The organism is Lewinella sp. 4G2 (genome assembly GCF_001625015.1).
Lineage (GTDB): Bacteria > Bacteroidota > Bacteroidia > Chitinophagales > Saprospiraceae > Neolewinella.
This window is the reverse complement of record NZ_LVWJ02000014.1, coordinates 3,301,010-3,315,846: the sequence shown is the minus strand read 5'-3', so window position 1 is coordinate 3,315,846 and position 14,837 is coordinate 3,301,010. Positions and strand designations below refer to the sequence as shown.

Here is a 14,837-nt window from a genome sequence, read left to right as displayed (position 1 = left end):
GTGTAAACTTATCATCTTTATTAGATTGCTCAGAGATTTGTCCACGTCCTTTAATTCTTATTATTCGATTTCGCCCAACGATTGCAGCCCACGCAGGCCGCGTCCTCGACTCCACTAAGATACTCAATCGGAACTGAAAGGCCACTGGGCCGATAAGCGAGCATGGCCAAAACTCCGGAGCCTGCGGAGGACTTTTGGCCATCCGAGTGTTCGGACCAGTGGCCGGGCTTTGGACGTAGTTCTATAATAGACTCGAAACGACAGCGGCTTGACGTGGATTGCAGTGTTGGGCGGATGATAAGACTTTCTTCATTGCTTTACGACCTCATATTATGAGTTCACTTTTCTATTTGCTTGTTGTTTGCTCGATGATCACATTCTTCTATTTATTCAAAGTTAGCTTTTGAATTCAATGTACTTTAGCTGCTTTACGATGTCTTTCTTGAAGCTAAATTAGCGGCTTGTTTTATAGGCTGCCGTGTTTATTATTTTTTCAATTGTATCTATTTGCTTTTTCAAATCATCTGTTTCCATTTCATCATCATTATCCTCATTCTGGAATTTTCCTTTCGAGAATTCCTTCCAATCATCAACAAATCTGTCAAGTTTATTTGTTCCATTTATTTTATCTAAATATTTGACCGCTTGGAAGATATTGCCTTGATCAAAATAGAGGTCTTTTCGTTTAAGATAATATTCTAAGTATCTCTCTAAATATTCATTTCCTTTTTCGTCATTGAAATAAGCTAAGACTTTTGCATATGTTCTTCCTGCATAACAAACTTCACTTTTTAACAAATGAGTTCCGATTATTTCGATGTACTCCTTTTTATCTTTAACGGCAGCGAAGAATGCACCTGTTGAACGAGTTCGCCAATTAAAATCACCTAAATTTTTGTGGATAACTTCATCACTTATTTTAGGGCGCAATTCGACTATTCTATTAACCCATTCTTCATCATTTCTATGAAGTTCAAAATAAAAAGGAATCACCCATTCTTCTCGGAATGATTGGTCTATTTCAATTTCGTTTTTATAAGATTCCAATTCTTCAAATGGCGAATTGTGTCTAACAGTTGCACCCGCAGAATGTAATTTTATTGTTTCATTTAATCTATCATCTTCCATTGTAGGGTTATTGTCTTTTACTTTTTCGCCCAACACGACGATGAACGAACGTATTCTAAGTCATAGTGTTTATTCTTTCTCGCCCAACGATTGCAGCCCACGCAGGCCGCGTCCTTGACTCCACTAAGATAGTCAATCGGAACTAAAAGGCCACTGGGCCGATAAGCGAGCATGGCCAAAACTCCGGAGCTCTGCGGAGGACTTTTGGACATCCGAGTGTTCGGATCGGTGGCCGGGCTTTGGACGAAATACAGCCTTCGACTCGAAGTGACAGCGGCTTGCCGTGGATTGCAGTGTTGGGCGGATGATAGTAAATTTCACCCTATCGCTCGATGGGATCTTATCTACCAGATCAAAATTGAATTTTGTCGATAATTACTTTTGACTTTATAGACAAACACTTACAACTGCGACATCATCATTTGTTGATAAGTTTTCATTATCCAAATATCCATCCATTTTATTTTGTATACTTCGTTGATCCGGATTTACGCGTATCATTAAATCCGCAATTATTTGTCTTTGCCTGATGTTTCTCACTGGCTCATCGAAGTCATCCGAAAAAGTAAATATACCATCTGATGATATTGATATTGATTTTTCAAATGTCGTAGACAAGATTTGCCTTTGGTCGCTGAACCAATCCTCAAAGATTTCGTCTAAGTGATAGCCAACATAATCAGGTCGATTAGATTGGTCGTATTCATATATCTTGTCATCAATAGAGATTAAACCATCGCCTATTGTAATAACAGATACCTCTTTGGTCTTACTATCAAACACCGCTACTATCAAGGTAGCCAATAATTCATATTTATCAAGCTGAAGTGTATCTCTAATCATTTTGACTTTATTAAAAAGTCCTTTCAAAATCACCATTAAAAGACCATCAATATTTGGTTCACTCTTACCGATGAAACTTAAGTTATAGTGGACCTTGGCTATCTCCTTAAGCACTTTCATGAATAAAGTCGACGCAAAGTGACTTTCAGTACCCATCGAACAACCATCGGAAACCGCGATTAGGAACCGACTTTCATCGATTTGAAAATTTCCACATGAATCTTCACAGTGATTAGTGTGGTGCTTTCCTATTCTTGTCAATGTATCTATCATCATATCTTATACAGTGATACTAGTTATTCGTTACTCCTTGTAGGCGAAAGTTCAACGATTGTCCGTTCAGCTCAAAAATACCTTTGGCATTATAGGAAGATCAATAAACGCAATCTAGTGATTTAGCATTATTCCTTTGGATCCGACATGACGATAAACGAACGTATTCTAAGTCATAGTGTTTATCCTGTTTCGCCCAGCGTGACGATGAACGAACGTATTCTAAGTCATAGTATTTATTCGTTACGCCCAACGATTGCAGCCCACGCAGGCCGCGTCCTTAATTCCACTAAGATACTCAATCGGAACTAAAAGGCCACTGGGCCGCTAAGCGAGCATGGCCAAAACTCCGGAGCTTGCGGAGGACTTTTGGACATCCGAGTATGCGGACCAGTGGCCGGGCACGAACTGTAGCAGAGCCATTGACTCGAAGTGACAGCGGCTTGACGTGGATGCAGTGTTGGGCGAGTACTTTTATTTGTTAACGAGGCGTAACCGCTGTCCTGTTAGGCAAATCATATTAGCCTCTACCAAGGTGACACCTTTGCACATATAGTGCATTCAACACCTCTACATTGCTATACGAAAAGCAAATCTTGTCCCGATCGGTTCTCCATTCTTCATAGCCGGTTTTGTAACCTTAATTTGCTCGCCAATCTCAATGAGATATTTCCTATGACTTTCGATGGCTGTCTTGGCTTTTACTGTCTTGATTGTGCCGTCTTTACTGATTTCAAGTAGTATCACACCCTGCCCTTCAAGATCAATTTTATATTTTTCCTCAGTCTCTTTAATTTTATTGTTCAGCCAAATGTTTTGCTTCTCAATAATAAATTGAAATTCTGGCAATGACTCTGTATGTACCGAAAGTTCCTCCCCATCTTCAAAATATTGTTTCATAAATTGGATTACCTTTCCTCTCTCATAAACCACGATTTCTTTAAGTTGCCCATTCTCATAAAACTCTTTACTTTCTCCATGATATTTTATTTTATATGCTTCTAATTTGAGTTCAAATGTTTCGACCGACGAATATGGTTTTTTGGCATAAAAGTCTATAACTGATTTCAAGCTCCCATCTTTATAATAGCTTTTATATTGGTAGGAATTCTTTTCATCCAGCGTAACTATTTCAGATGATTGACCATTTAGATTCATAGAAATCACAACGAGTATGACTAAATAAATAAGTTGTATTGTTTGCCTCATATTTTCATTCTAATTTTTGAAACGAAATATTGGTGCCGCAGAAATTAGCCGGTACTTAAAGTATTTTGTTTATCCAAACACTTAGTGCGGCAACCGACTTCGAATGCTCATCATTATTCCGTTTCGCCCAACAAGTAAATATATTCACTGGTGTAGACCGAAAAAAATGATGCAAAATGTACGATTATACTTCTATTTTCATTATAAAAAATTTATCCCATTTAGGGATGATAGAGTCCGTAGAGTCTAATCCTTGTCTTGGTCTATATTGAAGATCCATGAAACTTTTCCATCTTCTTCTTCAATTTCATCAGCTACTTGATCAAGTAAGCTATGAAAACTATCTTGTAATGAATAAAATTCATCTTTATAGTGTATCCACGCAGGTGAATTCAGTACAATTTCGTTCGCATCGTTAATAGAACATCTATACTTCTTCCTAATATACTTTACAGTCTCTAGTAAGGATTGTCCATCTTTTTTCATTTGCTCAATCTTATTATAATCATCATTCATACTAACTCACTGTTTGTATTTCGCCCAACGATTGCAGCCCACGCAGGCCGCGTCCTTGACTCCACTAAGATACTCAATCGGAACTAAAAGGCCAATGGGCCGATAAACGAGCATGGCCAAAACTCCGGAGCTTGCGGAGGACTTTTGGACATCCGAGTGTTCGGACCAGTGGCCGGGCTTTGGACGTAGACTAGCCATCGACTCGAAGTGACAGCGGCTTGACGTGGATTGCAGTGTTGGGCGGATAATAAGACCATGTTTATTAGGTTACGACCTGATACTACGAGTTTACTTTTCTGCTTAATTCTACTTGTTCGATGTTTACATTCTTCTATCTATTCAAATTTGCCTATTGTATTCAATGTACTTTAGCCCCTTTACGATGTCTTTCTTGAAGCTACCACTGACCTCACTAAGCCAATTTGGATGAAAATCATCCTTATAATTCTGCAATTCAGCAAGCGCGTAACCTATAATTTGTGATGGAAGATAGCCTTTAGTTGATGTAGACCAACCGCCCCATCCATCATCGGATTGCCATTGACTAAAAGTAAATCGACTTGCTCCCATAAATAAGCCGAATCCATACGCAATAGATAAGAGATCGGTTAGTATTTCATTCTCTGATTCTTGAAAGTAATATCCCTTCTCCTCCATAATGACATAATGACTCAGTTCGTGACTTAGCGTAGAAATCATAGATGTAGGATTTAACAATTCTTTCTCTTCTAGTAAGATATTGCCAATATTATCATCTTGATAATATAGACCTGCTGACCCTCCACCATCACGATTGACGATTATTTTACTTCGAGGTTCATTTGGATCATCTTTATAAATTCCGAATTTAATTCGGTGCGAACTAATTTGAAAGTAATCACACAGTATATTGAGAGTTTCTTCGGCACTTTCGTAGGTACCATCAAATTCTACTGGAAAGTATTGAGAATTCAAAAGAAATGTAGGCTGCTTTTGAAGATTAATAAAGTTCAGATTTATCCATTTAAGTTTCTCTTCAATCCAGAGCCGATCCTGCTCTGTTATTGGACACTTTGGCTTTCGCTTCCAGAACATAGTGATAGATTTAATAAAAGATTGTAAACGTAATTACTCACTTTATATCGTAATTACCAGCGATGAACGAACGTATTCTAAGTCATAGAATTTATTCCTTTACGCCCGACACGACGATAAACAAACGTATTCTAAGTCATAGTATTTATTCCTTCTCGCCCAACGATTGCAGCCCACGCAGGCCGCGTCTTTGACTCCACTAAGATAATCAATCGGAACTAAAAGGCCACTGGGCCGAAAAGCGAGCATGGCCAAAACTCCGTAGCTTGCGGAGGACTTTTGGCCATCCGAGTGTTCGGACCAGTGGCCGGGCATGAACCGTAATAAAAGGCTGAACTCGAAGTGACAGCGGCTTGACGTGGATGCAGTGTTGGGCGGATGATCCTATTAAAGAATTGTGTCGGTTTCGACGTCACAATTTCATGTAAAACACTTTTAACAAGACAAATAGTGAGTTACTAAAATGACCGGACCAGACCGAAAAATTGTAAACGTGTTCTCGATTTCTCCTAAATCAATTTCAATGATAGTAAATCCATCCGTTCTTTTGTAAGAAATCAATTTCGGCAAAGAGACATCGTTTTGGTCTAATCTATATGAATTAAGTACTAACAAAAGAACCTCATTTACAGTCCAATCTTTTAGAATGTAGGTTGTAGAAGATGCTCTATTCCAGATTCTACTAATTTCTACATTCTCGCCAAATTTGGTGTTCACAATTGTTCCGAATTCATTTTTCTGACTACTTGAATCAGTCATCTCACAAGTTCTAGAGATATAAGATGCCAGGTCATCATAATGAAGATGGTCTACATTATCAATAGCTGCATACGCTTCCTTGTCTGAAACATAACCTGAGAAAACATACCCTATTTCATCATCAATGGTGACTTTAATATAGCCTCCTTCTAAATAAACACCTTCCACAAGAGTACTAACTTTAAAATCTGCAGCGCTGTTGAAATTATAGTTTTCTTTTGCAATAAGAATATCGCCCAACTTCATCCTCTGTAGTACTTCAGAATCTGCTGAAGGTTCACTTCTAAGTAGAAGGTTTTCACCTGCCCATACATAGAGTGTATCTCCCGTTTGAATTGTAGACTGAGAATATATATTAATATTACAGAAAGCAAAAAAAGTGGCCAGAAAGAAAGATTTCATAGTAACTTATACTTAGAGTTAGATAATTATCGTAAGACACTTAGGTAACGGCGGTTAAAACTTTATGACTAATTATAAACAGTTCGCCCATTGATTTTGTCGGGTATTACGAAATGCTAGACAATCGTAGTTTTGTACATATTATTTATTCGGTTACGCCCAACGATTGCAGCCCACGCAGGCCGCGTCCTTCACTCCACTAAGATACTCAATCGGAACTAAAAGGCCACTGGGCCGATAAGCGAGCATGGCCAAAACTCCGGAGCCTGCGGAGGACTTTTGGACATCCGAGTGTTCGGACCAGTGGCCGGGCTTGGGACGTAATAGAGCCTTCGATCCGAAGTAACAGCGGCTTGACGTGGATTGCAGTGTTGGGCGGATGATTTTATTCTTTAAAAAGCCTTGATGGCTGTGAAGTTCTGCGCATTTTCATTCCAATTCATTTTTCAACTGGTCTATTTCACTTTTCAAATCCTCTAAAGACTTCAAGTTAAAATCTCTTTTCTTGTATTCATCCTCAAACTTAACTCCAAGATATTTATCTCTAGTCTTAAAAACATTGAAGTTTCGGCCCGTCTTAATTAAATATATTGCTAGACCAACTACGCCTATTGCTCCCATCAAATAAGTTACTGGCTCCATTATATCCCAACCAAAATATACTACTGCTCCGATTAGTACCAATATATAAATTACTAAGCCAGATATCATCAAATTATCTGCTCTTTGAGTCCAATCTTCAACGGCAATATCTGCCGCCACTTTAATTGAGTTTAATATTTTTAATCTCTCTTCCTTCTCTTTTAATAACTTTCTCTTTTCTGCACTAACACTCTTTAGACTACTCTCAAATTTAGCCTTCATCCCTAGGTTTTCGTTTTGAAGTTGAGATGATTTTTCTTCAAGAAAGTTAATATTTGAGTCTCTAGTTCTAATGTCAATTTCTAATTGTTCTTTTTCACTAACGTACTTACTAATGTCAGATTCTTTAATCGTATCCAAAATATCATTAACTTCATCTACTAAAATATCTTCCGGCTTCCTAGTTTCAGTTCTTAATTTAACAATTGCGCTAATAACTTGATCGTCGCTAAGAGTTCCCGCTTTATGCTGATTCTTAAGCATTTGATACGTTTTTGAAACAGAATCATTTAATCTACTTGACAATAATATTTGAGCATTGTTTATAACACTAAAAGAGGATGGAGCTGATGAAGTAAATCCTTTATTTAGCTTGAACCAGAATCTGCTTGTTATAAAAGTTAAGTTTGTAGCGAGTGGAACAGTATGGTTTGGCCTCATTTCTTCATCCCAAGCTATATTTAGCGTCATTCTGTTACCCGTTAAAAGCACATATCCAGAATTGTCGAAGATGACAGGATTTTTTTCTCCTCTTCTTATTGAAATCTTGTTAAGAGTTTCTACGGCTCTTTCAAGTTTCGGGTTATCTGATTTCTTTTGCAATTCAGTCAACAAGGCAGTACTAGCTATGTTAAATTTTTGATGGTCAACATTATAATAGTTTTCATAGTCATCTTCATAAATCCCCAAACCTTTTAATCTCTCAAAAAAACTTGACTCTTTTATCAAAACATCTGCCTTATTTTCACAGCCATTAACTATTTCGGCCATTGCAGGCTTCATTGGTCCCTTTGCACTTCCTTCTCTTACAATTAAAGATGCTGTTGCAAAGTAATGTTCAACTTCACGCTTAGTCTCGGGGAAATAGCATAATTTAACTAATTTCTTAATTGAATTGATCTCCTTAACAAAATCATAGAAATCGTTAAATTGCTTGGTAAACATTTTTCCATTCAAACCTTGGGCATGAAATAAAATTTCAGTATCCAGAAAGACAAGTATAGGCTTTTTCCATTGGCCCAGTTCATTCAAGTTTGTATTAAATCTCAAACCAGAGTATAAAATCACTCCTTCCTTAATTCTCTGCATTTGTTTGAACAAGCTCAACTCCTGCGAGCATTCTAATACAAAAGCGCCAATGTATGATGCATACTTAGAAGACGTAGAATCTTCTAATAAGAACTCTGTGAATCCATTAATCAGTTCTTGTTTTTCTTTCTCATCTAATTTTTCGTCAGTTTTGATTTGTATAAACTCAACTAACCTATTAAATATTACTTCATGGGTATTACCAATACTTTTAAGTTTATTATTGTTTCCATCTATATTAATGTTTTTCGGTAAAATAAATTTACCTTGATTTCTTTCAATCCCTTTTATCCTTTTAATGGATGTTTTGACTACTGCAATTGGAATGTCAAATCCATAATCAGAATTTAATTTTTCTCCAACTTGAAATTCTGAAAACTGATATAGATTGTGACGCTTACAAATACTCAAAACAAAGTGCTTAATAACTTCGTAAACATTTGTTTTAGCTTCGTACAGTTCTCTAAATAGAGCTAATGATGCGAGTCCTTGACTTGATTTATTCATAGTTTTTTTTCGTTGCGCCCAACACGGCGATGAACGAACGTATTCTAAGTCATAGTATTTATTCGTTACGCCCAACGATTGCAGCCCACGCAGGCCGCGTCCTTGACTCCACTAAGATACTCAATCGGAACTGAAAGGCCACTGGACCGATAAGCGAGCATGGCCAAAACTCCGGAGCTTGCGGAGGACTTTTGGACATCCGAGTGTTCGGACCAGTGGCCGAGCCTGCACCCTTCTACCCTGCTTGATTCGAAGTGACAGCGGCTTGACGTGGATTGCAGTGTTGGGCGAATGATTCGTTAACTCTCGCAATTATCTTGTTGTGAAATTACAGTCGACTATAGTCTTCAATTACGTTATTAAACTGACTTATTTATATTTTATTGAACAACCATATTCTTCACATCTACGTTCCAAGAAACATCAATTGAGTCCTCAAAGTTTAATGTGCCGTCAGACTTATGGAATTGTAAATAAATATAATCTGGGCCTACTCTAATTGTATCTCCAATTATATAACTATTTATTCTAACCGGTTTTCGCAAAATAATATTTGATCCTTGAACAGTATACTTTGAGAACTTATAGTCCGTTCCCAGCATGTGTTCATTATATAGCTTGACCGATCCATTATTTTTAAATAGCATTCTTAAATCATAGTGATGTGTATATTGTAATGTAGAAATCAGAACTCCATCGTTACGGGAAATCTCTCTGTACCTCGTGACCAATAAAGCAGTACAAGGGATTAAAATCACTAGTAGAGTTAGTAGTAGTGAGTTTCGTACGTTCGTATACCGAGAAGCTAATACTAACATACCGACAACTAAAACTACTAAAATAACTATTATTGGTACAATGAAGACGATCATCACATCTCCACCATTATTCAGTTCATCTGAATAGAGTTTAGTGACGAGTAGAGAGATAACAATAGTAACGACGATTGAAACGACACTAAAGAACTTAAACTTATTGGTCATGATCTAGATATTTCCTAAATGCTGATTAAAGTTATATGCATTTCTTGTATCGACTAAGATTAAGATCAAAAATCGTTATCTTTTGTATAGTTTTTACTCCTTCTTGTCCAGCACATTGATGAACGAACGTATTCTAAGTCATAGTTTTTATTCGATTTCGCCCAACGCGACGATGAACGAACGTATTCTAAGTCATAGTATTTATTCGTTTCGCCCAACGATTGCAGCCCACGCAGGCCGCGTCCTTGACTCCACTAAGATACTAAACTGGAACTAAAAGGCCACTGGGCCGATAAGCGAGCATGGCCAAAACTCCGGAGCTTGCGGAGGACTTTTGGCCATCCGAGCGTTCGGACCAGTGGCCGGGCTTTGGACGTAATAGTGCCATCATCTCGAAGTGATAGCGGCTTGACGTGGATTGCAGTGTTGGGCGGATGATATATTTTAATTGGTTGTAGCCTTACTTTGATATTCCCTCTCAACATATAATTTAAGATCTGAAAGCCTTCCGCGCATATTAGCCGCAAGAATATACCCTATAAACCTACTTATTAATTTAAAAGGCCATCTGAATTCGAAGGAGTACGTAAAGATCACCTTAGTGCTTGATGAATGTACCTTCTTGAAGCGCCACGAACCAGAGAATGCCTTAAAGATTAAATTCGAACTCGTCATTTTCACAGCTGTAACATTTGGTCTATTAAATGAAATGTACTCTGTCTCTATTCCCACTCCGCTGGCGGATTCACAATATGTTTTGACACCAAGACCCACTTCTTGTGCATTATTGAGAATGATAGCCTTTCTAAGAAAAGTGTCCCAGCTAAGCCTATTTCTATAGTCTTGCGTAAAATCAAATAGAAATGTTGCTTCCCTGGCTATCAGAATGTTCTCTGTAATTTTCATAACGATTGTTGCCTGTCAAACGAGTAATAATAATAGATGCATTATGTATACCTAATTGATTAGCTACTAAATTCGTAAATGACTTTATTATTGAGGATGATATAGTGGTGATTACCATCTGCGTTAAAATTACTGAAAGTATCCCCTTTGATAGTTTCTATGTTACCTTCAAAAAATAATTTAAAAGAAGTCATACATTTATCTCTAGCATAATCTGGCTCAATATTTCCTTCGAAATGGGATTTCATAGTGTCAACTGAATCATAATACGGATGATTGAACATAACGGATGATTCGCAGTAGCTAAATTCTAAGCTATCGACTTTACCCTGAACGGTTAGACTAAGGTGATTACCGTAACATCTATCCTCACAAGAAGTCAACATACTAATTATTACAAAAATCTTTAGGATTTCAATCATTCACTCGTTTTTTTGTTTCGCCCAACGACTGCAGCCCACGCAGGCCGCGTCCTTGACTCCACTAAGATACTAAACCGGAACTAAAAGGCCGCTGGGCCGATAAACGAGCATGGCCAAAACTCCGGAGCCTGCGGAGGAATTTTGGACATCCGAGTGTTCGGGCCAGTGGCCGGGCATCAACCCTTCTACCCTACTTGATTCGAAGTTACAGCGGCTTGACGTGGATTGCAGTGTTGGGCGAATAATTCTATTCGTTATGGAACTGTGTTGGCTTTGATGGCTATCAAGTTGGACGAATGTTTACATTTGAAATGGAGTATATTCCATATCTGTCGTTGATTTCATTAGCTGTCCACCTTTGTACTTAATCTTTGTGAGAGTTGAATACCAATACGATAAATCCCAGGTTAGCCCAGCTTCAAAATAAGACCATCTTCCATGTTTCTCACCATTCCGATATCTCCCCTTAACTAGCAAATCGCCTTTTAGACTGTAAACTTGGAATCCTCCATTCAGCTTTCCATTTTTGATCGAAAATAATATGCCAGGTAAGTTAGGCTTTAGGTCTTTTCTTATTTCATCGTGCGTTGATTTATTTTGTCTAAAATGATAGTCTCCATCTTTGCCCATAGTCAAGGTATTGAGTAGTGTTAGCCAATACTTGAAAATCGTTGGGTTAGCTCTTCTTGAAATATTCCTAGCGCAATCTTCACGGGCGGTATAGTATCTGTCACCTTGCAGCATAGCTGTTATGATTGATTCCCCTCCAATTTCATCAAAGTAACCACAAGCATCAGTTCCAATATTTGTTACAACCTCTATTGATTTTATCGCCGTATCAGTATATACATGGTTGATAGAATACTTCAATATCACTTTACTATCATCTAAAATGTAATAGTCAACCAAAGTACCATGGAAAACAATTAACTCTTGTGTTTCCCTGCTTTGCGAAATTTGAGGCGGGACAATAACATCAAGAAATTTACTTGGTAGTGGAAGGTTAACTGTAGGTTGTAGACAACTACAACATTTCAAATTATAACAGCATCCAATTATTATCAAAAAAATTACGTAGAATCTTATTAAGCAACTATGCATACTGGATATCATTTTCTGAAACAAAAGATTACTCTTTAATCATAATTTTGACATGCCTTAAAGTTTTGATGTCAATACAATTTTCTACGACCAAAGGAATCCGCACAATTTTATAATCGATGAATCAAAATATTTTAGACTTTTCAAGCCATCGTTGTTAATGCTTCGTTCTAGCCTTATACAGAGATGAACGAAAGTATTCTAAATCATAGTATTTATACTTTTGCGCCCAGCACGACGATGAACGAACGTATTCTAAGGCACAGTATTTATTCTGTTACGCCCAACGATTGCAGCCACGCAGGCCGCGTCCTAGACTCCACTAAGATACTCAATCGGAACTAAAAGGCCACTGGGCCGATAAGCGAGCATGGCCAAAACTCCGGAGCTTGCGGAGGACTTTTGGACATCCGAGTGTGCGGGCTAGTGGCCGGGCTTTGGTTGTGATACTACAATCGACTCGAAGTGACAGCGGCTTGACGTGGATTGCAGTGTTGGGCGAATAATTTTATTTCTTAAGGAGCCTTAATGGCTGTGAAGTTGGGCGAGTCAAGAATAATTATAATTAATCTTCTATTCCAACTAAACACGATGAGATAATTTCAATTAAATTTATTTTAATCCAGTATTATCTCAATGATTGTCCTAAATATCCAGTTCGACCGAGCTATAATTCAATGTTTGTTGAATCATCGAACACTTTTTCTACAAGATTATTAACATAATTGTGGCCAGATTGGCTCATGTAATTTTCTATAGTACTCTTTTTGTATTTCAGTGTACTTTTTAGTATTTCACCACATGAGCTAGGATCAACATTTTCATTTGCAAGAATTGGGTGAATAAGATTACAATTCATCACATTGAACACGCATGGATTAAACTATAATATATGGCTATATAACTGAAAAGTTAAACCATATCACATCATTTACATCGCTTACATATATTATTTTGCTTACATAAAAAGTCACTCTCTGTCAAATTCCATTTTTAGACATATCTTCAGATATCCTTAGCAAATCAGAAGATATAAATTGTTCATAGTTGTCGACCATCCGAGTGTGCGGGCTAGTGGCCGGGCTTTGGTTGTGATACTACAATCGACTCGAAGTGACAGCGGCTTGACGTGGATTGCAGTGTTGGGCGAATAATTTTATTTCTTAAGGAGCCTTAATGGCTGTGAAGTTGGGCGAGTCAAGAATAATTATAATTAATCTTCTATTCCAACTAAACACGATGAGATAATTTCAATTAAATTTATTTTAATCCAGTATTATCTCAATGATTGTCCTAAATATCCAGTTCGACCGAGCTATAATTCAATGTTTGTTGAATCATCGAACACTTTTTCTACAAGATTATTAACATAATTGTGGCCAGATTGGCTCATGTAATTTTCTATAGTACTCTTTTTGTATTTCAGTGTACTTTTTAGTATTTCACCACATGAGCTAGGATCAACATTTTCATTTGCAAGAATTGGGTGAATAAGATTACAATTCATCACATTGAACACGCATGGATTAAACTATAATATATGGCTATATAACTGAAAAGTTAAACCATATCACATCATTTACATCGCTTACATATATTATTTTGCTTACATAAAAAGTCACTCTCTGTCAAATTCCATTTTTAGACATATCTTCAGATATCCTTAGCAAATCAGAAGATATAAATTGTTCATAGTTGTCACTTAACCACCTATTCTTATTCATTCCAGAAGTTAATCAAAGAATGACTTCTCCCTTTTAGTGCCCCAGCCATGGAGTTCTGAGTACTTTGACTTTTCAAAATTTGCTAATTTAGGAGTTTGGTAGTTATTCCTTGCCATTATATTCAAAACTTGAATCGTGGGAATCAACGTCATTTTGCTGTATTCACCAGTCCCGCCATATAAGTTTCCAGTTCCGATAGCAATGACCAATTCGATTAACTCCAAAACCTCGCTTTTTGAATTCTTATAAATACAATACATTCTTTCTATTTCTACTTCAGATAGAAATCTAAAATCCTCAAAGTTACTATTTTCATAGTCCTCAATTAATGATTTTGGGTCGTAATCAATTATCTCTTCACTCCATAAGTCCAACCTTTCTGAACTTATGAATCCCCACAAAACTGTAAGTAATTCTTTAATATCTTTTTTGTGAATGAGGTTATTCTTATCTAATACTATTTCCAAGCACTTTATACCTAGTGCCATTCTACCTCTAATTGAAATTTCCTTTAAACTATTTTCAATTATTCTATTCATATTCTATTTTGATTGCGCCCAACGATTGCAGCCCACGCAGGCCGCGTCTCTCTTCAATCCAGAGCCGATCCTGCTCTGTTATTGGACACTTTGGCTTTCGCTTCCAGAACATAGTGATAGATTTAATAAAAGATTGTAAACGTAATTACTCACTTTATATCGTAATTACCAGCGATGAACGAACGTATTCTAAGTCATAGAATTTATTCCTTTACGCCCGACACGACGATAAACAAACGTATTCTAAGTCATAGTATTTATTCCTTCTCGCCCAACGATTGCAGCCCACGCAGGCCGCGTCCTTGACTCCACTAAGATACTCAATCGGAACTAAAAGGCCACTGGGCCGATAAGCGAGCATGGCCAAAACTCCGGAGCCTGCGGAGGACTTTTGGCCATCCGAGTGTTCGGCCCGGTGGCCGGGCATCAACCTTCCTACTCTGCTTGACTCCAAGTTACAGCGGCTTGACGTGGATTGCAGTGTTGGGCGAGTAATATTAT

Annotated in this window: 12 protein-coding genes; all 12 read right to left on the bottom strand. The window is 37.5% G+C overall.

The window, feature by feature from the left end; translation table 11 throughout:
• Positions 1 to 453: 453 nt before the first annotated feature.
• Positions 454 to 1,164, bottom strand: coding sequence for a DUF6000 family protein (locus tag A3850_RS13770; protein WP_157501194.1), 711 nt, complete (start codon positions 1,162 to 1,164; stop codon positions 454 to 456).
• Between the two features lie 351 nt (positions 1,165 to 1,515).
• Positions 1,516 to 2,244, bottom strand: coding sequence for a protein phosphatase 2C domain-containing protein (locus tag A3850_RS13765; protein ID WP_231915353.1), 729 nt, complete (start codon positions 2,242 to 2,244; stop codon positions 1,516 to 1,518).
• A gap of 570 nt (positions 2,245 to 2,814) precedes the next feature.
• Positions 2,815 to 3,453: a hypothetical protein gene (locus A3850_RS13760; protein ID WP_068217534.1), complete on the bottom strand. Its 639-nt coding sequence runs from the start codon at positions 3,451 to 3,453 to the stop codon at positions 2,815 to 2,817.
• A gap of 246 nt (positions 3,454 to 3,699) precedes the next feature.
• Entirely contained in the window at positions 3,700 to 3,969 is a 270-nt protein-coding gene (locus tag A3850_RS13755) for a hypothetical protein (RefSeq protein ID WP_068217531.1), read from the bottom strand.
• 339 nt (positions 3,970 to 4,308) lie between these two features.
• On the bottom strand, positions 4,309 to 5,043 hold the full coding sequence (locus A3850_RS13750) for a hypothetical protein (RefSeq protein WP_068217528.1): 735 nt from the start codon (positions 5,041 to 5,043) through the stop codon (positions 4,309 to 4,311).
• Positions 5,044 to 5,478: 435 nt separating this feature from the next.
• Complete coding sequence (locus A3850_RS13745; RefSeq protein ID WP_076639953.1) at positions 5,479 to 6,204, bottom strand: SH3 domain-containing protein; 726 nt, start codon at positions 6,202 to 6,204, stop codon at positions 5,479 to 5,481.
• A 429-nt stretch (positions 6,205 to 6,633) separates the two neighbouring features.
• Positions 6,634 to 8,661, bottom strand: a complete 2,028-nt coding sequence (locus tag A3850_RS13740) for a hypothetical protein (RefSeq protein WP_068217522.1) — start codon at positions 8,659 to 8,661, stop codon at positions 6,634 to 6,636.
• 380 nt (positions 8,662 to 9,041) lie between these two features.
• On the bottom strand, positions 9,042 to 9,644 hold the full coding sequence (locus A3850_RS13735; RefSeq protein ID WP_068217519.1) for a hypothetical protein: 603 nt from the start codon (positions 9,642 to 9,644) through the stop codon (positions 9,042 to 9,044).
• Between the two features lie 444 nt (positions 9,645 to 10,088).
• Positions 10,089 to 10,550: an SRPBCC family protein gene (locus A3850_RS20610; RefSeq protein WP_068217518.1), complete on the bottom strand. Its 462-nt coding sequence runs from the start codon at positions 10,548 to 10,550 to the stop codon at positions 10,089 to 10,091.
• Between the two features lie 59 nt (positions 10,551 to 10,609).
• Entirely contained in the window at positions 10,610 to 10,972 is a 363-nt protein-coding gene (locus A3850_RS20450; protein ID WP_157501191.1) for a hypothetical protein, read from the bottom strand.
• Positions 10,973 to 11,272: 300 nt separating this feature from the next.
• Positions 11,273 to 11,842, bottom strand: coding sequence for a hypothetical protein (locus A3850_RS13725; RefSeq protein WP_157501170.1), 570 nt, complete (start codon positions 11,840 to 11,842; stop codon positions 11,273 to 11,275).
• A gap of 1,963 nt (positions 11,843 to 13,805) precedes the next feature.
• Positions 13,806 to 14,336, bottom strand: a complete 531-nt coding sequence (locus tag A3850_RS13720) for a hypothetical protein (RefSeq protein WP_157501188.1) — start codon at positions 14,334 to 14,336, stop codon at positions 13,806 to 13,808.
• Positions 14,337 to 14,837 lie beyond the last annotated feature (501 nt).